Raw genomic sequence first — 19,512 nt, 5'->3', positions numbered from 1 at the left:
CGCACCTCACTCTATTATACCACAGTACGAGAAAGTACGCAAGAAATATATACAAAAATTTGACAAAAAAATAGCGCTATATCAACGATTAGAGCACTTTTGTGTCATTCAAACTGTCAAACTCCCGATAGAACTCCGTTGCTCAACCTTCTTCGGTTTATTGGTAATAGTAGTTACCGTCAAGAAAAAATCGCAAAGTATAAAAAGTGCTACGAAGAGAAAAAAAGAAAATAAGAATCTTTCTAAACAAGATAAGAGCCGTCAGGCTCTTTTTTTGATATAATATAGTGGATATAGTTAATTAAAATTGTCAGAAAAGACTATTTTATAGATTAACACTCTCTGAAAATCATCATTAACAAGAAAAGAGGCTGGGCTCAAGCCCCGCATCGCTTCTCAAAGTTAGCGTCAACATCTCAGCGCAGTAGTGGTTAACAGTCCAGTGGAGTGAAACAGTCTGGGAATAGACTGTTTCAGCTCAACAACTAGAAATAAAGACTTGTTGACGAACTCTTCTATGAATGGTCGAGTTCTTTCCCACTGCCAAAGTTGAGTCTTATCGGTGTATCTAGTTAGCTTGGTCAGTTAATGTGGTTTTTGAAGAGGACAAAAATGAAAAGGAGCACAGCATGTCAGTATTAGAAATCAAAGACCTTCATGTGGAAATTGAAGGCAAAGAAATCTTGAAGGGTGTGAATTTGACCCTTAAAACAGGTGAAATTGCAGCCATCATGGGACCGAACGGAACAGGGAAATCCACCCTTTCAGCAGCCATCATGGGCAATCCAAGTTATGAAGTGACCCAAGGTGAGATTCTGTTTGACGGTGTCAATATTTTAGAATTAGAAGTCGATGAACGTGCCCGCATGGGACTCTTCTTGGCTATGCAATATCCGTCAGAAATTCCAGGGATTACTAATGCAGAGTTCCTCCGTGCTGCTATGAATGCTGGTAAGGAAGATGAGGACAAGATTTCTGTCCGTGACTTCATCACCAAGTTGGATGAAAAAATGGAACTTCTCAATATGAAAGAGGAAATGGCAGAGCGTTACCTCAATGAAGGTTTCTCAGGTGGTGAGAAAAAACGCAATGAGATTCTGCAATTACTCATGTTGGAGCCAACTTTTGCCCTTCTTGATGAGATTGACTCAGGATTGGATATTGATGCGCTTAAAGTCGTGTCAAAAGGAATCAATGCTATGCGTGGGGAAGGCTTCGGTGCCATGATTATCACCCACTACCAACGCTTGCTCAACTACATCACGCCAGACGTTGTCCATGTCATGATGGAAGGCCGTGTCGTGCTTTCAGGCGGACCAGAATTGGCGCAACGCTTGGAAAAAGAAGGATATGTCCAAGTTGCAGCTGAGCTTGGCATTGACTACAAAGAAGATGACATTTAAGTCTTTGGAGGAAGCTATGACCAAAGAAAAGATTCAAGAATTTTCAGCCTTGCAGGCAGAACCAACTTGGTTGACAGACCTGCGTCTTAAGGCTTTTGACAAAATAGCAGAGCTGGACTTGCCGGTTATTGAGCGGGTCAAGTTTCACCGTTGGAACCTGGGGGACGGAAGCCTAGCCACAAATGATGAAATCGGGGCTGTTCCAGATTTTACAGCTATCGGTGACAATCCTATGTTGGTCCAAGTCGGCAGCCAAACTGTTTTAGAGCAGTTGCCAGCTGACCTTGTAGAAAAAGGCGTAGTCTTTACAGACTTTGCCTCAGCCATGGACATCATTCCAGATGTGCTTGAAAAGTACCTCGGCTCTGCCGTAGCTTATGACGAGCACAAATTGGCAGCCTACAACACAGCCTATTTTAACGCAAGTGCAGTCCTCTACCTGCCAGATAATGTTGAAATCGACCAGCCAGTTGAGGCCCTTTTCTACCAAGACAGCACTAGTCCAGTTGCCTTTAACAAACGTGTCCTCATCATCGCTGGAAAGAATGCCAAGCTTAATTACCTGGAGCGTTTTGAAAGTTTAGGCGACGGCACAGCAGCGACTTCAGCCAATATTGTCGTGGAAGTAATTGCTCTTGCTGGTAGCCAAATCAAGTTTGCGGCTATTGACCGCCTTGGTAAGCATTTGGATACCTACCTCAACCGTCGTGGCTATCTCGGAAATGATGCAACGATTGACTGGGCGATTGGTCTGCTCAACGAAGGAAATGTGGTTGCCGATTTGGACAGCGAATTGAAAGGAAACGGCAGTCATGCCAACCTCAAAGTTGTCGGACTGTCATCAGGTCGTCAGGTACAAGGTGTGGATACGCGCGTGACCAACTACGGTCATAATTCGGTCGGTCATATCCTGCAACATGGGGTTATCTTAGAAAGCGGAACCTTGACTTTTAATGGTATCGGACACATTGTTCGTGGTGCCAAAGGTGCGGATGCCCAGCAGGAAAGCCGTGTCCTCATGCTGTCTGACAAGGCTCGCTCCGATGCCAACCCAATTCTCCTTATCGATGAGAATGAGGTCACAGCTGGACACGCAGCCTCAATCGGTCAGGTAGATCCAGAAGACATGTACTACCTCATGAGTCGCGGTTTGGACCGAGCAACTGCTGAACGCTTGGTTGTTCGCGGTTTCCTTGGCGCAGTCATTACCGAAATTCCAGTCAAAGAAGTTCGTGACCAACTGATTGCCGTGATTGAAGAAAAACTAACAAAGAGATAAGATATGGATTTGGAACGCATTCGCAAGGATTTTTCAATCCTAGACCAAGTTGTTAACGATGAGCCGCTGGTCTATTTGGACAATGCGGCGACCACTCAAAAACCGCAGCAGGTACTAGATGTGCTCGCGGATTATTACCAGAAGGACAATGCCAATGTCCACCGTGGCGTTCACACTCTATCTGAGCGGGCGACGGCTCGCTACGAGGCGGCTAGGCAGAAGGTGGCAGATTTTATCCAGGCCAAGTCTAGCAAGGAAATCCTCTTCACCAGAGGAACGACCACCGGTCTTAACTGGGTAGCTCAGTTTGCAAAGGAAATTCTCCAGCCAGACCAGGAAGTTATAATCTCAGTTCAAGAGCACCACTCCAATATCATCCCTTGGCAGCAAGCCTGCCAGCAAACAGGTGCCAAGCTCCGCTATGTAACCCTAAAAGACGGCGAGCTAGACATGGACCACCTACGGTCGCTACTGTCTTCCAAGACTAAGTTTGTCTCCCTAGCCCACGTATCCAATGTCCTAGGTAGTGTGGCTCCTATTGGGGAAATAGCAGAGCTGGTGCATCAAGTCGGTGCCTACTTGGTGGTGGACGGAGCCCAGTCAGTTCCCCACATGGTCGTCAACGTGCAAGAATTAGATGTGGACTTCTATGCCTTTTCAGGTCATAAGATGTTAGGTCCAACAGGAATCGGCGTTCTCTACGGCAAGGAAGAATTGCTCAATCTCATGTCGCCTGTTGAATTCGGCGGTGAGATGATTGACTTTGTCTATGAGCAGTCAGCCACTTGGAAGGAATTACCTTGGAAGTTTGAGGCTGGAACGCCTAACATTGCAGGTGCCATTGGTCTGGGAGCAGCCATTGATTACCTAACGGAAATTGGTATGGACGCTATCCAGGCCCACGAGGCGGAACTGGTTGACTATGTCTTTCCAAAATTGCAGGCTATTCCAGGCTTGACCATTTATGGCAGTCAGGACCTGTCCAAGCGGACGGGAGTTATCGCCTTTAACTTGGACGACTTGCATCCACACGATGTGGCGACTGCCTTGGACTATGAAGGGGTTGCGGTGCGGGCAGGTCACCATTGTGCCCAACCGCTTCTCAGATATTTGCAGGTGCCAGCCACCGTGCGAGCAAGTTTTTACATCTACAATACCAAGGCCGACTGTGATAAGTTGGTTGAAGCAATCATCAAGACAAAGGAGTTTTTCAATGGCCCTATCTAGATTAGATTCTCTTTATATGGCAGTTGTGTCTGAACACTCCAAGTCGCCACGTCACCGCGGAAGTTTGGACGGAGTGGAAAAGTTAGAACTCCACAACCCAACCTGCGGCGATGTGATTGAACTATCAGTCAAGATTGAAAAAGATGTGATTACCGACATCGCCTTCGACGGAGTTGGGTGTACCATTTCAACCGCATCGGCTTCTATGATGACTGAAGCAGTTCTTGGTAAAGAAATCCGTCAGATTCAAGAGCTGGCGGAAATCTTTTCACAAATGGTCCAAGGCCAAGAAAACACACGCCAGAAGGAACTAGGTGACGCCTCCCTCCTCGCAGGCGTTGCCAAATTCCCCCAACGCATTAAATGCGCCACACTTCCATGGAATGCCCTGAAGAAAGCACTAGAACGCAGTGACAGTGCTGAATGAAGGGGGACAGCGACATGAGCGATTTTGGTCGATAATACCAAAATCAGCGAGTTAGTAAGCCACTTAGCAAGGTTGATTAGAACCCTGCGTTACTTGGTTAGGGACTTTAGTCCCAACCAAGTTTAGTGTCTTGAAGAAAGCAATCGAACATAGTGAGAGTGCTGACTGAGCATCATCGAATAAACAAAAAACGAAAATCATACAGAAAGGATTGTTCAGTTTCTGATTGGAAATGAAATTGAACAGGCCCAGCAAGTATTTAAGAGAGCGTAACTGCTATTTTCATACTTTTTGGGCTTAGTATCTTATATTATGTCAGAAGAAAGAATTGAACCAACCCCGATTGATCTTGGGGAATACAAATTCGGTTTCCATGATGAGAACGTGGAACTGGTGGCTTCGACTGGTAAGGGTTTGAACGAAGAAGTCATTCGTGAAATGTCCCGTATCAAAGGCGAGCCCGAATGGATGTTGGAATTCCGTTTGAAATCCTACGAAACCTTTAAGAAAATGCCTATGCAGACCTGGGGAGCCGACTTGTCTGAACTGGATTTTGATGATATTGTTTACTATCAAAAACCGTCGGATAAGCCAGCACGTAGCTGGGATGATGTACCAGACAAAATCAAAGAAACCTTTGAACGCATCGGTATTCCAGAAGCTGAGCGTGCTTACCTGGCAGGAGCTTCTGCCCAGTACGAATCAGAAGTGGTCTACCACAACATGAAAGAAGAGTACGACAAGCACGGCATTATCTTTACAGATACCGACACGGCTCTCAAGGAACATCCAGAACTCTTCAAAAAATACTTTGGGAAACTCGTTCCGCCGTCAGATAATAAACTAGCTGCCCTCAACTCAGCGGTTTGGTCAGGTGGGACCTTCATCTATGTACCAAAGGGTGTTAAATTGGATATTCCACTCCAAACCTATTTCCGTATCAACAACGAGGGAACAGGTCAGTTTGAACGCACCCTTATCATCGTGGATGAAGGAGCAAGTGTCCACTACGTAGAAGGCTGTACTGCTCCGACTTACTCAACGGCCAGCCTTCACGCAGCTATTGTGGAAATCATTGCCCACGAAGGTGCCTATATGCGTTACACGACCATTCAAAACTGGTCTGACAACGTTTATAACTTGGTAACAAAACGTGCCCGAGCTGAGAAAAATGCCACAGTTGAGTGGATTGACGGAAACCTTGGTGCTAAGACGACCATGAAATACCCTGCGGTTTACCTAGAAGGCGAAGGAGCCCGCGGAACTATGTTGTCCATTGCTTTTGCCAACAAAGGTCAGGTCCAAGATACCGGTGCCAAGATGATCCACAATGCACCACGGACTTCATCTTCTATCGTATCCAAATCCATTGCCCGTGGCGGTGGAGAAGTTAACTACCGTGGTCAAGTAACCTTTGCTAAAAACTCAGCCAAGTCAATCAGCCACATCGAGTGTGACACCATTATCATGGATGATATTTCCAAATCAGACACCATTCCATTCAATGAAATCCACAACTCCCAAGTGGCTCTAGAGCACGAAGCCAAGGTATCTAAAATTTCAGAAGAACAGCTCTACTACCTCATGAGCCGTGGCTTATCAGAAGGAGAAGCCACAGAAATGATTGTTATGGGCTTTGTAGAACCCTTCACCAAAGAACTCCCAATGGAATACGCAGTCGAACTCAACAGACTGATTGCCTATGAAATGGAGGGGGCGGTTGGTTAGATTTTTGGCAATTTAGCAAACATGGGTTTGCTAAAAGCCAAAAAATCTCCAACCGAGGTGGGAAATGGGGAGTAGCGAATGCTACTCTACATTACAATGCCAACGCTCGTTGGAAATAGGGAGCGACGGGAGTCGCTCTTCTTTGTAATCATAATAACCTTATCACAGTTCCGTGCCTTCCACGCTCGTCATTTTCTGCAAGAAAATGATATGTAGTAAGGAGTTCCGCAGGAACTCCCTCCAACTCAATCTCCAACCGAGGTGGGAGATAAGGAGTAGCGAATGTTACTCTGCGATAAAAAAATAGTATGTCGAATGATTTTCGACATACTATTTTTTTATAATTTTTCGTTGACATAGCGGACAAATTGATTCCACCAAGAGAATGGCCAGGATGCTTCTTTCATATCGCTAGGGATAATCATATCGACACTAGCTTGCTCGGAAATATAACCTTTTCCAATGAGATCTTGATCTTTCAGTTGTAGTTTGCCAACCAAGGTCCCCGCTTTGAGGGGAGCATCAATTTCTTTTATATCCGTTGTGAAAGTTGCGGTGGGGACATTATCAGTTTGTTTTCGTTGAACAACAGTTAAATCTGCTGCCGCAACAACAGGACTTGTTTCTTTTTCACCATTGAAAACCTTTATCTTACTATCTTCAAAAGCTTCACCCTTTTTTACTAGCGTAACAAACGAAAAGTTAGAATAAACATAGTTCATCAAATCATTTGTCGCGACAAAGCGATTTTCTGGAGAGGTCAGCCCATCATTGGCATTCAATACTACTGTGATAATGCGCATACCAGCTTGTTGAGTTGTTGCAAGAAAACTTGAACCAGCCGAGTTTGAGGTCCCTGTTTTTAAGCCGTCAACCCCTCCACGAGCGTGAGTGCCGTCGCTCAGCATTTGGTTGGTGCTATAGTAAGTGTAGCCGCCAAAATCGTAGGCGTTTAGCGAAGTAATGTCGAGCACCTGAGGATAGTCGAGTATTAATCGTCTTGCGATGATAGCAACATCTAGGGCTGAAAACATATTTACATCTTCAGGACTGGAACCTGGATAAATATTTTCACCCAAGTCGGTATTATCTAGCCCGGATACATTGACAATTTTTGTATCGGTAATTCCCCATTCTTGGACTTTTGCCTTCATTCGATCCACGAATGCAGCTTCGCTACCGGCTATTTTTTCTGCCAGAGCAATAATAGCACTGTTGGATGATGTTATTAAAGAAGCGTTTAATAGGTCTCTTACAGAATAGGAGCGTTCATCTAGATTGACATTGCTTAATTCGGTATTAGAAGTGAGGCTATAGGGATAATCAGAAATATCTACCATAGTATCTAAAGTGATTTCCCCCTTTGCCAGTGCTTCGTAGACCAGGTAAATGCTCAATGTCTTACTGATAGAAGCAATGCTTGCTTTGGTTTCGGCATCTTGCTCATACAAGATTTTGCCGCTACTTACTTCAACCGCGATAGCATGCTTGGCTGCAACAGAAAAATCTTCTGCCAAAATAGGTGTGGAAGTTAAAAAAACGGCAAGGATTGTAGTGAGTGTTAGTAAAAGTTTACGCATAATCATTCCTTTTTGGGGTATTTTATTCTATTATATCACAAGAAATGTTAGAAAAATTTGGAAAAAACATGTAAAAAATGAGAAAATGTTGAAAAAATATGTTTTTACAAAATTTTCTGACAAAAAGACTTTATTTAAGAAAAATTTATGATATAATGATTTTTATAAGACATAGTAATAAGTGTCAAACAAAAAGAAAACAGAGGTGTTTTATGAAAAAGACAACGAAACTTTTTGCACTTGCAGGTGTGACTCTCCTTTCAGCATCTGTTCTTGCAGCATGTGGTTCAAAACAATCAGGTGCAGCAAAACAGGAATTGTCATTCCCAGCTGAAGTAAAACAAGATGGAACAGCAGTCGCAGATGCTCAATTGAAATATGCATTTGTGTCACCAACAACTTCATCAGGTCTTTTAATTGACGAGTTGACTGAGAATACTACTGACTCAACATTTGGTGGAATGGTTGATATTTCAATGTTCGGTTACGATGGAGATCGTAAGTTGGATGATTCTGGTCTTGCTAAGGCTGAATTTGATGTGAAAGGTAAGAAAATCACAGTCAGCTTGACTGGTAAGGATTACAAGTGGTCAGATGGTGAGCCATTCACAATCAACGACTATATCTTTACAATTAAGTCAATGGCAAGCAAAGACTATACAGGTATTCGTTTTGATGATAAATTCTTGAACATTGAAGGTATGCAAGAATTTGTTGATGGAAAAGCATCAGACATCTCTGGTCTTAAGAAAGTTGATGACTATACAGTAGAATTGACTGTAAAAGAAATGTCCCCTTCAATGATGTATGCAGGTGGTGATGTCCCAGCCTATATCCAACCAGAACACATCTATAAAGACATCCCTGTTGCAGACTGGGAAAAGAGCGAATACTCACGTACTGCGAAGCTTGTTGGTATGGGTCCGTGGAAGATTAAAGAAATCGTCAATGGTGAGTCTATCACTTACGTACCAAACGAATACTTCTTCAAAGGTACGAAACCAAAAACAAGCTCATTGAAGATTGACATCGTATCTCCTGATACTATTGTTTCTGAAATGAAAGCGGGGAATTATGATATTGCTGACATGCCAGTAGATCAGTTGGATTCATATAAAAAAGCATCTAACTTGAATATTGTTGGTTCTTTGGACTCAGCTTATGAATACATTTCATTTAATTTTGGTAAATATGACGAAGCAGCCGGTAAGAACGTTATGGACGAAAATGCCAAGATGAATGATGTGAAACTTCGTCAAGCAATTGCCTATGCGATTGATACTAAGACAGCTGGTGAGTCATTGTACAATGGTCTTTACCACCCTGCAAAATCATTGATTATCTCATTCTTCGGCGATATTCATGATTCAGAGTTGGAAGGCTATTCATACAATCCTGAAAAAGCGAAAAAGCTTTTGGATGAAGCTGGCTACAAAGATGTAGATGGCGATGGTATCCGTGAAGGCAAAGATGGTAAGGCATTCAAGATTACCTTTGCGGCTCGTAAACGTACTGAAGCTAACGAAGCGCTTGTACAACAATACATTGCTTGGTGGAAAGAAGTTGGCTTGAATGTCGAACTTTACACAGGACGTACAGTTGAAGGGAAGTCGTTCTATAACTCAGTTCAGGCTAATGATGCTGCTATTGATATGTATGCTGGTGGATGGTCAACAGGTTACGATCCAAACCCAAGTGGTCTATGGGGACCTATCGCTGCCTTCAACATGTCACGTTTCGTGTCTGATGAAAATACTAAGTTGTTGGAAGCAATTAGCTCAACAGAATCATTTGACGATAAGAAAAATGTTGAGAACTATAAGGCTTGGCAAAAATATGCTCACGAGCAAGCATTTGCCATTCCAACATTTGAGTCTGAGTCAATTACTGCGCTTAACAAACGCGTGAAAAACTATGACACTAACTACGGTTCAGCTTCAGGTAAAGGTATCGCCCTTGAGAATATCGAACTTACTGCTGATAAAGGTGTAGTGGCAGAATAATTTGTTAGAAGACAATAAAATCTGAAAAAGCCAATTTGATTGGCTTTTTTCAGATTGCTATTGGAATTTTCAGATAATTGTGGTATAGTAGATTCAGTACACAAAAATGAGTCCCTACTAACAAAAACTCAAGATGAAAAACATTAACCTACTCAATTCCTAATTGAGACAGTGATAGGGATGGTCTTGATTTATGATTGGATATAGGTACATTTTTTACTTCTGGGTAATCGCTATCAAACGATAATTTGGTAGAAATATGTTATTCTAGAGTAGTTATATAAAGTCAGTTAATCAAACGTTATATGAACTTGATAATCGTAAGGCTATTGAATTGATTGAGCTTGATTAGCTGGCACATAAAGGAGGAAAAAGCGTGGCTACCGAAAAACCGCTTTTAGACATTAAAGATTTACACGTCGGTTTCCGTATTGGAGATGATTATTTTGACGCTGTTGACGGTGTTGATATCTCATTGCAAAAAAATGAAATTTTGGCAATTGTAGGGGAATCTGGCTGTGGTAAATCAACTTTGGCAACGACCATCATGGGCTTGCATAACCCTTTGAATACCAAAATCACAGGAAGCATCCAGTACAATGATATGGAATTGATTGGCATGGATGAAGCTAAGTACAATACGGTACGTGGTAATGATATTGGTATGATTTTCCAAGATCCCTTGGCTTCTCTAAATCCATTGATGACGATTGGTGCACAGATTGATGAGGCACTGTTCTATCATACTGATTTGGATGCCAATGCTCGTACAGAGCGAGTTTTGGAACTCTTGGCTCAGGTAGGTATTCCAAATCCTAAGCGGACATTTAAACAGTATCCACATGAGCTTTCAGGTGGTATGCGTCAGCGTATCATTATTGCTATGGCCTTGTCTTGTAAACCGCCAATTATTATTGCGGACGAACCTACAACGGCCTTGGATGTTACAATTCAAGCACAAATCTTGGATCTCTTAAATGATATTCAAGCGGAGACAGGTTCGGGTATTATTTTGATTACCCATGACTTGGGAGTGGTTGCAGAAACTGCTGATCGTGTGGCTGTCATGTACGGTGGCCAGTTTGTTGAAGTGGCACCAGTAGAAGAACTCTTTACCAATCCAAAACATCCATATACACGTTCGCTCTTGAAGTCAAATCCTCAATCAGGTAGCGAAGGAGGCGATCTTCATGTTATTGAAGGTATTGTGCCTCCGATTACAAAAATGGTTCGTAAGGGTTGCCGTTTTGCTCCACGTATTCCGTGGATTGGAGCAGAGGCTCATGAAGAGAATCCGAGCATGCACGAGGTAGGTCCAAATCACTTTGTTCGTTGTACCTGCCATGAGACATTCTATTTTGAAGGGGAGGCCTAATAGTGGGATTTATTGAAGTAAAAGATTTAAAAGTCCATTATCCAATTCGTAGTGGCTTCTTTAACCGTGTGACGGATCATGTCTATGCTGTCGATGGCGTTAATATTGAGTTTGAAGAAGGAAAAACCTATGGTTTGGTAGGTGAGTCAGGTTCTGGGAAATCAACCATTGGTAAGGCAATTATCGGTTTAGAGCGTGCCACTTCTGGTCAGATTATCTATGAGGGACAAAATGTAACCAACAAATCACGTGGTAAAAAAGGAAACTTTAATCGTGATGTTCAAATGATTTTCCAAGATTCTCTTTCAAGTTTCAACCCGAAAAAACGTATCTTGGACATCATTGCAGAACCAATTCGTAACTTTGACCGTTTATCTCCAGATGAAGAAAAGAAAAAAGTTCTTCAACTCTTGGATACAATCGGTCTAAATGAAGAAGCTCTGATTAAATATCCTCACGAATTCTCAGGTGGTCAGCGCCAACGTATCGGTGTTGCTCGTGCCTTGGCTAGTAACCCTCGTTTGATTATTGCAGACGAGCCGGTTTCTGCCTTGGATTTGTCTGTGCAGGCACAGGTCTTGAATTATATGAAACGTATCCAAGATGAGTTTAAGCTCAGCTATCTCTTTATTTCCCATGACCTCGGTGTTGTGCAACACATGTGTGATGAATTGTTCATCATGTATCGCGGACGTTTCGTAGAAACAGGAAATAAGAACGATATTTATAATAATCCACAACACATTTATACTAAACGTTTGTTGTCAGCTATTCCAACGATTGACCCACTCAATCGATTGAAGAATAAAGAAAAGCGTTTGGCTGCTGAAAAAGAATATCAAGAAATGCAAGGTCAATACTATGATGAAAACGGTCGTGTGTACGATTTGAGATCCTTCTCAGAAACTCATCAAGTAGCCCTTCCAGAAGGAGGTCAGAACTAAGATGTGGAAAACAGTATTACGTCGTTTACTCATGATGATTCCGCAGATTATTATTTTGAGTGTCATTGCGTTCTTTGTTGCGAAGATGATGCCGGGGGATCCCTTTACAGGATTGATTGACCCAAATATTGATCCAGCAATCATTGAACAAAAACGGATTGCGGCAGGTTATTATGACCCAATCCCTGTTCAGTATTTCCGTTGGGTAGGCAATCTTTTGCAAGGAGATTTTGGTCAGAGTGTTATTTTTAAACAACCAGTTGTTGATGTCATCATGCAGCGCTTGAATAATACAATTGGATTATCCCTCTTGACGATGGTATTGACTTATTTGATTGCACTTCCATTGGGTATGATTGCAGGTCGTTATCAAAACTCACTTGCAGATAAAATCATTGGCGTGTATAACTTCTTGACATTTTCAACTCCAACTTTCGTTTTTGCCATCCTCATGCTCTGGATGTTTGGCTTTAGTTTGGGCTGGTTCCCGACGCGCGGTTCGATTAGCGGTGGTGTGGAAGGATTTGCAGCGACTCTCAGTCGTTTACACCATATGATTCTGCCAGCGATTACAATGGCGATTTTGTCAACAACAGTTACTATTCAATATCTCCGTACGGGGATTATTGATGCTAAGAGCCAGGACTATGTTCGTACAGCTCGTGCCAAAGGTGTTCCTGAGAGAGTTGTTTATAACCGTCATATTTTCCGTAATTCGATTTTACCAATCGCATCTTTCTTGGGCTATGAATTGACAGGATTAATTGGTGGTTCTATCTTTATTGAAAATATTTTCACTTACCCAGGTATCGGTCAGTTATTCTTTAACTCTATTTCTAGTCGTGACTATAGTGTTATCTTAGCTTTATTGTTAGTATTTGGTATGGGTACTTTGTTGGGGACATTGATTTCAGATATTATCATGAGTATCGTGGATCCACGCATCCGTGTGAAATAGAAGGAGGAGTAAGGTGAGTAAAGAAAATAAAAAACAAGTACAATCTGCTTCAACTCCTCCAGGTGGCTTCCGTGTTATCGCGCGGGAGTTTATGAAGGATCGACTTGCATTAACCTCATTAATTATCTTAGTGACGGTTCTCTTGGCAGTCTTTATCGGAGCGCTTCTGTTGGATCAAGAACAAGTTATGAAAGTCAACCTTTTGGGACGTTACTTGGAACCAGGTGTTAACGGCTATATCTTGGGGACAGATGAAGGTGGTAAAGATATCTTTGGTCAGCTGATTATCGGTGCTCGTAACTCGATCATTATCGGTTTTACCATTACGATTATTACTAGTATCGTTGGTATCTCTATCGGTTTGATTTCTGGTTATTACGGTGGTCGTTTGGACGGATTCTTGATGCGTATTGTCGATTTCATCATGATTTTGCCGGTAACAATGTTGATCATTGTGTTCGTGACAGTTATCAAGAACTATACGATCTATCACTTCATTCTCATCATGAGTGCCTTTTATTGGACGGCCAAGGCTCGTCTATTCCGTACAAGGACTTTGTCAGAGGCAAGCTTGGATTATGTCAATGCATCAAAAACATTGGGAACAAGCGACTTCATGATTATGTTCCGTGAAATTTTACCAAACTTAAGTTCATTGATTATCGTTAACTTGACCTTGAACTTTGCGGGAAATATCGGTATCGAGACTTCGTTGACTTATCTTGGTTTCGGTCTACCATCGACAGTACCAAGTTTGGGTACCTTGATTGCCAATGCCCGCAATGCAGATATTTTGGAAAACAAGACATGGATTTGGTTGCCAGCAGCCATCTTCATCCTTGTGATGATGCTCTGTATCAACTATGTCGGACAAGCTTTCCAACGTGCAGCAGATGCTAAGCAGCGTTTAGGTTAATTGTGAAAAGGGTTCCTTTGGGAGCTCTTTTTTTGTAAAATCCGATGTAACAAGCTTGTTTTTTACAGAAAGCAGAAAATGTGGTAAAATGGAGTGATAAAACTATTTGAGGTAACGAATTATGACTGTTAAAATCAATACTAAAGACGGCCAAATCGAATTGACTGATGACGTGATTGCCACAGTTGTTGGCGGTGCTACGACTGAGATTTTCGGTGTTGTTGGGATGGCTAGTAAGTCTGCGATCAAGGATAATTTTCAAGCACTTTTGAGAAAAGAAAATTATTCTAAAGGTGTTGTGATCAAGACCTTGGAAGATGGTCGCATTGCAGTCGATGTTTATACTGTGATGAGCTACGGTGTAAAAATCAGTGAAGTATCTCGCAATATCCAAGAACGCGTTAAGTTCAACTTGGAAAATCAACTAGGTATCTCTGTAGATGCCGTCAATGTCTTTATCCAAAATATCAAAGTCGTAGGAGAATAATTGTGTCTAAAATTACAACTAGTTTATTTCAAGAAATGGTGCAGGCAGCATCAACTCGTCTGAATAAACAAGCCGAATATGTGAACTCACTCAATGTTTTCCCAGTTCCAGATGGGGATACTGGTACCAACATGGGGATGACTATTACCAATGGTGCTAAAGAAGTAGCAGATAAGTCTGCTTCTACTGTTGGAGAAGTTGCGCAAATTCTTTCTAAGGGCTTGTTGATGGGAGCTCGTGGAAACTCAGGTGTTATTACGTCGCAATTGTTCCGCGGTTTTGGTCAATCTGTTAAAGGCAAGGTTGAATTGGACGGTAAGGATTTGGCGCAAGCCTTTCAACATGGTGTAGAAGTGGCTTATAAAGCCGTTATGAAGCCAGTTGAAGGTACAATTCTTACTGTTTCGCGTGGGGCAGCCACTGCCGCTTTGAAAAAGGCAGAAGAGACTGATGATGCGGTTGAGGTCATGCGTGCCACTCTTGACGGTGCTAATCGTGCTCTTAAGAAAACGCCAGAGATGCTTCCAGTCTTGAAGGAAGTTGGTGTTGTCGATTCAGGTGGACAAGGTCTTGTTTACATTTATGAAGGCTTCTTGTCAGCTTTGACAGGTGAGTATATTGCTTCGGGAGATTTTGAGGCGACACCTGCTGTTATGTCTGAAATGATCAATGCTGAGCACCACAAGTCAGTTGCAGGTCATGTAGCGACTGAAGATATTACCTTCGGTTACTGTACAGAAATCATGGTAGCTCTTCGCCAAGGTCCTACTTATGTGAAGGATTTTGATTATGAAGAATTCCGTAACTATCTCAACGACCTTGGGGATTCCCTCCTTGTGGTCAACGATGATGAAATCGTTAAAGTCCATGTCCATACAGAAGATCCAGGTTTGGTCATGCAAGCGGGTCTTCAATACGGTAGCTTGGTCAAGGTAAAAGTGGACAATATGCGCGAGCAACATGAAGCTCAGGTTGAGAAAGAAGAAACTTTCCAAAAACCGACTGAACAAAAAGAGTATGCTATTATTGCAGTTGCTGCTGGTGAAGGTTTGACAGAAATTTTCAAATCACAAGGCGTTGACTATGTGATTTCAGGTGGTCAGACTATGAACCCATCAACAGAAGATTTTGTCAATGCTATTGAATTGGTCAATGCCCGCAATGTCATCTTGTTGCCAAACAACAAAAATATCTTGATGGCGGCTCAGACGGCTGCTGAGGTTGCAGAAGTTGCGGTTAAGGTTGTGGAAACCAAGACCCTACCACAAGGTTTTACTAGCTTGCTTGCTTTTGATCCAAGTCGTGATTTGGAAAGCAACTTTGAAGCGATGACGGCATCGCTTGTAGAGGTGAAAAGTGGTAGCGTGACAACTGCGGTCCGCGATACAACCATTGACGGTCTTGAAATCCATGAGAATGACAACCTTGGTATGGTTGATGGCAAGATTGTGGTTTCTAATCCAGATATGATGGAAACACTTGTTGCTACATTTGAGAAAATGCTCGATGAAGATAGCGAAATCGTAACGATCTATATCGGTGAAGATGGTAATGAAGAATTGGCTCAAACTCTTGCTGAACAGCTAGAAGAACAATTTGAAGATGTCGAGGTCGAAATCCATCAAGGAAATCAACCAGTCTACCCATATCTTTTCAGCGTAGAATAAACAAAATCGCAGGCTCTGACTTGCGATTTTTTCTGTCGACTTGTCGACAATTTCCAGTAGACCTATGACAAACTACTGGGGCTATGGTATAATTAAAGGCATGTATAGTCAGAATGAAAATGAATTGATTGCCATTGGTGAGAGAATTGGAAAAGCCTGTAAGCCAAATCAAGTTCTAGTATTATCAGGGGATTTGGGAGCTGGGAAAACAACTCTGACCAAGGGTTTGGCCAAGGGTTTAAAAATTGAACAGATGATTAAGAGTCCTACTTATACGATTGTTCGAGAGTATGAGGGGACCATGCCACTCTATCACTTAGATGTTTATCGAATTGGAGATGATCCTGACTCGATTGATTTGGATGATTTTCTCTATGGAGGTGGTCTAACGGTTATCGAGTGGGGAGAATTACTGGATGTCAGTCTATTTGATGACTATTTACTCATTCGTATAGAGAAAGAGGGAGATGGTCGACGATTGACAGTCGAATCTCATGGGGCTCAAAGTAGCGATTTAGCGAAGGAGTTCCAAAATGTCTGAAAAAGAAGTGTATTTTAGTGAAGCTGAACCAGCTGATGCAGCAGCTTTTATTGATTTTATGAATCAAGTTGCTAGAGAAACGGATTATCTGGTCATGGATGAGACTGGTTTTCGATTTAGTGTTGATGAAATGGAGACCATCTTCGAAGCAGGAATCGAAAATCCTCGTGAATTGTGCCTGCTGGCTAAGGTTGGTTCGGAAGTCGTCGGCGCAATTTCTGTTAAGTCCTCTAAGCAGTTTCGCATTAGCCATATCGGAAATATTTTTATTGCAGTAAAAAAAGCCTATTGGGGTCACGGTCTAGGGACGATTTTACTGGAGGAAGTATTGCATTGGGCAGAGGAAATGGATGTATTGAAACGTTTGGAATTAACGGTTCAGGTTCGCAATCAGGCGGCAGTACATTTATACCAAAAACTAGGATTCAACATTGAAGGAACCCAGATACGTGGGGCTAGAACAGATGAAGGAGAATGGCTTGATCTTTATTATATGGGCAAGTTAATTGGTGAAGTATGACAATTGGAAAAAAAATATTCTTAATGTCTTTGGCTATTATTGGTTTAACACTAGGTGCCGGCTTAATATATGGAGCCAGCTTGTTAAATTTTTCTACAGATGCTATTTCGAAAACATTTAAGCAATTAGATGGAGAAGAAAAAATCACTCCGATTGATGCGACAGAGCCCCTAACTATCCTACTGATGGGGGTGGATATGGACCAAGCGACCCGTGGAGGAGATTGGGAGGGTGGTCGTAGTGATTCGATGATTTTGGTAACCGTCAATCCTAAGACTAAGGAAACCAATATGATGAGCTTGACTCGTGATATTATGGTTGAAATCGCAGAAGCGAGCGGGGAATCATCAGGAACAGTTGAAAAACTAAATCATTCTTATAGCTACGGACAGGCACCGATGGCCATTGCCACGATCGAAAAGATGATGGATATTAATATTGACCGCTATATCGAAATAAATATGGATGGTCTGGTTGAGCTTGTTGATGCGGTTGGAGGTATTGAGGTAAATAATACTCTTGGCTTCCCTATATCCATTTCGGAACATGAGCCTGCCTACACCTCTATCGTTCAGCCGGGGAAACAGTTGGTAAATGGAAATCAGGCGCTGGTTTATGCTCGGATGCGCTATGATGATCCTGAGGGGGATATTGGTCGTCAGAGACGTCAACGTGAAGTTATAACGGCTATTATAAAAAAACTCCTTCAGTTAGACGGTTTTACCCAGTATAAGAAGATTCTGACTGCCATTTCCAATAATATGCGAACCAACATTGAGATTAGTCCTGCGACAATTCCAAGTCTCTTGGGGTACAAAGACTCTGTCTCCAAGTTGAATTCCTATCAGTTGCGCGGTGTGGATCAAATGGTTGATGCAATCTATTATCAATTACCAACCAGCGAACACCTATTGGAAATGCAAAATATTTTGAAAAAATCTATCGGCTTAGAAGAAAAGACCGACTTAGTCACAAACGTGAAGGTTTACGAAGGACAAGTGGGATTACCAAGTCCAATCAACGTTTATGATGTATATACAAATCTCTTGTTGCTAGAAGCAAGTCCGTGGGCGGAACGCTTAGATCCAGAAATAGGGAATCCATCAGCTACTACGACTGTAACAACAGAAGAGCAGGTAACCGATTTTTCAACAGAGCCAGAACTCGGTGATGAAAACGGGTCACAATAATGTAGTCATTCATTTTTTCTTTTATTACTTTAACGAGCGAGTACTAAAAGACTATATATAAAAATAGAGGTTGTTTACAACCTCTATTTTTATATATAGTCTTTTAATTTACTTTCAGTACGAGGCAATGAGCCGCAGGCATAACTGAAGTTAGGCAAGGCGAGTTCAAACAATCCAGTGGAGTGTTTGAAGTTGGAAATAAGGAAACAGAGTTTCCTCTTACGTCGAAGTAATAAAAGAGAAACTAAATGATGATGTTTGGAAATGGGAGTGGGAAAGAAGTCGACTGGTCTAAAAAGAGTTCGTCAACAAGTCTTTATTTCTAGTTGTTGAGCTGAAACAATCTATCCCCAGACTGTTTCACTCCCGCCCCCGCATAGCTCCAAAGGTTCGGGGAACCTTTGGAGGTTGGAGATGAAGCGAACTTTGTTCGCAACAGTCGTAATGGTCGGACTTGGAGTGTAAAACACGAACAAATCCGCCAATCAACCACTGCGCTGAGATGTTGACTCGAACTCTAAGAAGTGGCGCTGGGCTTTTTGCCCAGCCTCGTGTTATTCTCATTCTGGTATTTTTTGAGAATCTGTTGGATTTCTTCCAAGTTTCCTGCAATGCTTTGCTGATAGACTCGAGTCTTATATTGTAAGTCAGAAGCCATTTCCTGCAAGGGTTCTTGAAAACTTTGGATAATGGTAAGCTGTTCCTGAATATTGTCCTTGCTCAATTGAATATCTGATAGAAGTTGTTTGGTTTCCTGTACTTCTTTAGCAATTTTATCCCGATGCGTGACTGCAAGGAAGCTGGCGGTAGCGGCGCTTACGGCTAAAATGATATTACGAAGTTTCATATTATTCTCCTAGATAGAGCTCTTGTGCCAGTTGAGCCAGGGCTGGGAAGTCAGGGTCGTTGGCTTTAAATTGAATGTTCAATCCATCTTGATTGTTAAAGCGTGGTAAGAGATGGATGTGTGTATGAAAGACGGTTTGTCCAGCGACCTCCTCGTTGTTATTAACGATGTTTAGACCACTAGCTCCAAGTTTTTCTTTTAACTGACGGGCGATGGATGGCACAACAGAAAAGAGTGTAGCTGCAGCTTCTTCATCCATGTCAAGCACGTTTCGGTAGTGTTTTTTAGGGACGACCAATGTGTGTCCTTTTGTGACCTGAGTGATGTCTAAAAAGGCTAATACTTGGTCATCTTCGTAGACTTTTGAAGCTGGTATTTCTCCAGAGATAATTTTGCAAAAAATACAATCCGACATAATGG

20 protein-coding genes are annotated in these 19,512 nt (G+C 42.2%); 17 read left to right on the top strand and 3 right to left on the bottom strand.

The window, feature by feature from the left end:
• The 7 genes from ODU39_RS04780 to ODU39_RS04750 form a co-directional block, all read left to right on the top strand.
• A partial coding sequence (locus tag ODU39_RS04780; RefSeq protein ID WP_398579975.1) for a hypothetical protein occupies positions 1-283 on the top strand: 283 nt, incomplete at its 5' end.
• A gap of 346 nt (positions 284-629) precedes the next feature.
• A complete protein-coding gene (gene sufC / locus ODU39_RS04775) occupies positions 630-1,403 on the top strand; it encodes a Fe-S cluster assembly ATPase SufC (RefSeq protein ID WP_002938165.1) in 774 nt (257 codons plus the stop codon).
• Between the two features lie 16 nt (positions 1,404-1,419).
• A complete protein-coding gene (gene sufD, locus ODU39_RS04770; protein ID WP_172030289.1) occupies positions 1,420-2,682 on the top strand; it encodes a Fe-S cluster assembly protein SufD in 1,263 nt (420 codons plus the stop codon).
• Between the two features lie 3 nt (positions 2,683-2,685).
• Positions 2,686-3,909, top strand: a complete 1,224-nt coding sequence (locus ODU39_RS04765) for a cysteine desulfurase (RefSeq protein WP_136670891.1) — start codon at positions 2,686-2,688, stop codon at positions 3,907-3,909.
• Entirely contained in the window at positions 3,896-4,336 is a 441-nt protein-coding gene (gene sufU, locus ODU39_RS04760; protein WP_114866812.1) for a Fe-S cluster assembly sulfur transfer protein SufU, read from the top strand. Before ODU39_RS04765 ends, sufU begins: the two co-directional genes overlap by 14 nt.
• Before the next feature lie 312 nt (positions 4,337-4,648).
• Positions 4,649-6,064, top strand: a complete 1,416-nt coding sequence (sufB, locus tag ODU39_RS04755; RefSeq protein WP_398579976.1) for a Fe-S cluster assembly protein SufB — start codon at positions 4,649-4,651, stop codon at positions 6,062-6,064.
• A gap of 78 nt (positions 6,065-6,142) precedes the next feature.
• Positions 6,143-6,280: a hypothetical protein gene (locus ODU39_RS04750; protein WP_398579977.1), complete on the top strand. Its 138-nt coding sequence runs from the start codon at positions 6,143-6,145 to the stop codon at positions 6,278-6,280.
• A gap of 122 nt (positions 6,281-6,402) precedes the next feature.
• Here ODU39_RS04750 and pbp3 read toward each other — a convergent pair whose 3' ends face one another.
• Positions 6,403-7,644 carry a D-alanyl-D-alanine carboxypeptidase PBP3 gene (pbp3, locus tag ODU39_RS04745; RefSeq protein WP_398579978.1) on the bottom strand — a complete coding sequence of 414 codons (1,242 nt, stop codon included), beginning with the start codon at positions 7,642-7,644 and terminating at the stop codon, positions 6,403-6,405.
• A gap of 212 nt (positions 7,645-7,856) precedes the next feature.
• On the opposite strand from pbp3, the gene ODU39_RS04740 reads away from it, so the two are divergent.
• The 10 genes from ODU39_RS04740 to ODU39_RS04695 all read left to right on the top strand — a co-directional run bounded on the left by ODU39_RS04740 (position 7,857) and on the right by ODU39_RS04695 (position 18,245).
• A complete protein-coding gene (locus ODU39_RS04740) occupies positions 7,857-9,647 on the top strand; it encodes an oligopeptide ABC transporter substrate-binding protein (RefSeq protein ID WP_172026560.1) in 1,791 nt (596 codons plus the stop codon).
• Positions 9,648-10,023: 376 nt separating this feature from the next.
• Entirely contained in the window at positions 10,024-11,022 is a 999-nt protein-coding gene (locus ODU39_RS04735; protein WP_002942324.1) for an ABC transporter ATP-binding protein, read from the top strand.
• Positions 11,023-11,024: 2 nt separating this feature from the next.
• Positions 11,025-11,966, top strand: a complete 942-nt coding sequence (locus ODU39_RS04730) for an ATP-binding cassette domain-containing protein (protein ID WP_002938145.1) — start codon at positions 11,025-11,027, stop codon at positions 11,964-11,966.
• 1 nt (position 11,967) lies between these two features.
• Complete coding sequence (opp4B, locus tag ODU39_RS04725) at positions 11,968-12,924, top strand: oligopeptide ABC transporter permease (protein ID WP_002938143.1); 957 nt, start codon at positions 11,968-11,970, stop codon at positions 12,922-12,924.
• Positions 12,925-12,937: 13 nt separating this feature from the next.
• Complete coding sequence (locus ODU39_RS04720; protein ID WP_002942329.1) at positions 12,938-13,840, top strand: ABC transporter permease; 903 nt, start codon at positions 12,938-12,940, stop codon at positions 13,838-13,840.
• 121 nt (positions 13,841-13,961) lie between these two features.
• Positions 13,962-14,327, top strand: a complete 366-nt coding sequence (locus ODU39_RS04715) for an Asp23/Gls24 family envelope stress response protein (RefSeq protein WP_002939192.1) — start codon at positions 13,962-13,964, stop codon at positions 14,325-14,327.
• Positions 14,328-14,329: 2 nt separating this feature from the next.
• Entirely contained in the window at positions 14,330-15,994 is a 1,665-nt protein-coding gene (locus ODU39_RS04710) for a DAK2 domain-containing protein (RefSeq protein WP_398579979.1), read from the top strand.
• A gap of 100 nt (positions 15,995-16,094) precedes the next feature.
• Complete coding sequence (tsaE, locus tag ODU39_RS04705; protein WP_024376437.1) at positions 16,095-16,535, top strand: tRNA (adenosine(37)-N6)-threonylcarbamoyltransferase complex ATPase subunit type 1 TsaE; 441 nt, start codon at positions 16,095-16,097, stop codon at positions 16,533-16,535.
• Positions 16,528-17,055, top strand: a complete 528-nt coding sequence (locus tag ODU39_RS04700) for a GNAT family N-acetyltransferase (protein ID WP_002939196.1) — start codon at positions 16,528-16,530, stop codon at positions 17,053-17,055. The genes tsaE and ODU39_RS04700 overlap by 8 nt, the downstream gene beginning before the upstream one ends.
• Positions 17,052-18,245 (top strand): LCP family protein, encoded by a 1,194-nt coding sequence (locus ODU39_RS04695; RefSeq protein WP_398579980.1) that lies wholly within the window; start codon positions 17,052-17,054, stop codon positions 18,243-18,245. The genes ODU39_RS04700 and ODU39_RS04695 overlap by 4 nt, the downstream gene beginning before the upstream one ends.
• Before the next feature lie 517 nt (positions 18,246-18,762).
• Here ODU39_RS04695 and ODU39_RS04690 read toward each other — a convergent pair.
• Positions 18,763-19,092 (bottom strand): chemotaxis protein, encoded by a 330-nt coding sequence (locus ODU39_RS04690; RefSeq protein ID WP_172078323.1) that lies wholly within the window; start codon positions 19,090-19,092, stop codon positions 18,763-18,765.
• 1 nt (position 19,093) lies between these two features.
• Positions 19,094-19,507 (bottom strand): HIT family protein, encoded by a 414-nt coding sequence (locus ODU39_RS04685; RefSeq protein WP_398579981.1) that lies wholly within the window; start codon positions 19,505-19,507, stop codon positions 19,094-19,096.
• Between the last annotated feature and the right edge of the window lie 5 nt (positions 19,508-19,512).

Origin of the sequence: Streptococcus sp. 2021WUSS126, assembly GCF_044427255.1 — a bacterium.
In the GTDB taxonomy this organism is placed as follows: Bacteria; Bacillota; Bacilli; order Lactobacillales; family Streptococcaceae; genus Streptococcus; species Streptococcus hashimotonensis.
Note: the sequence above shows the minus strand (reverse complement) of the source record. Positions and strands in the feature narration are given on the sequence as shown.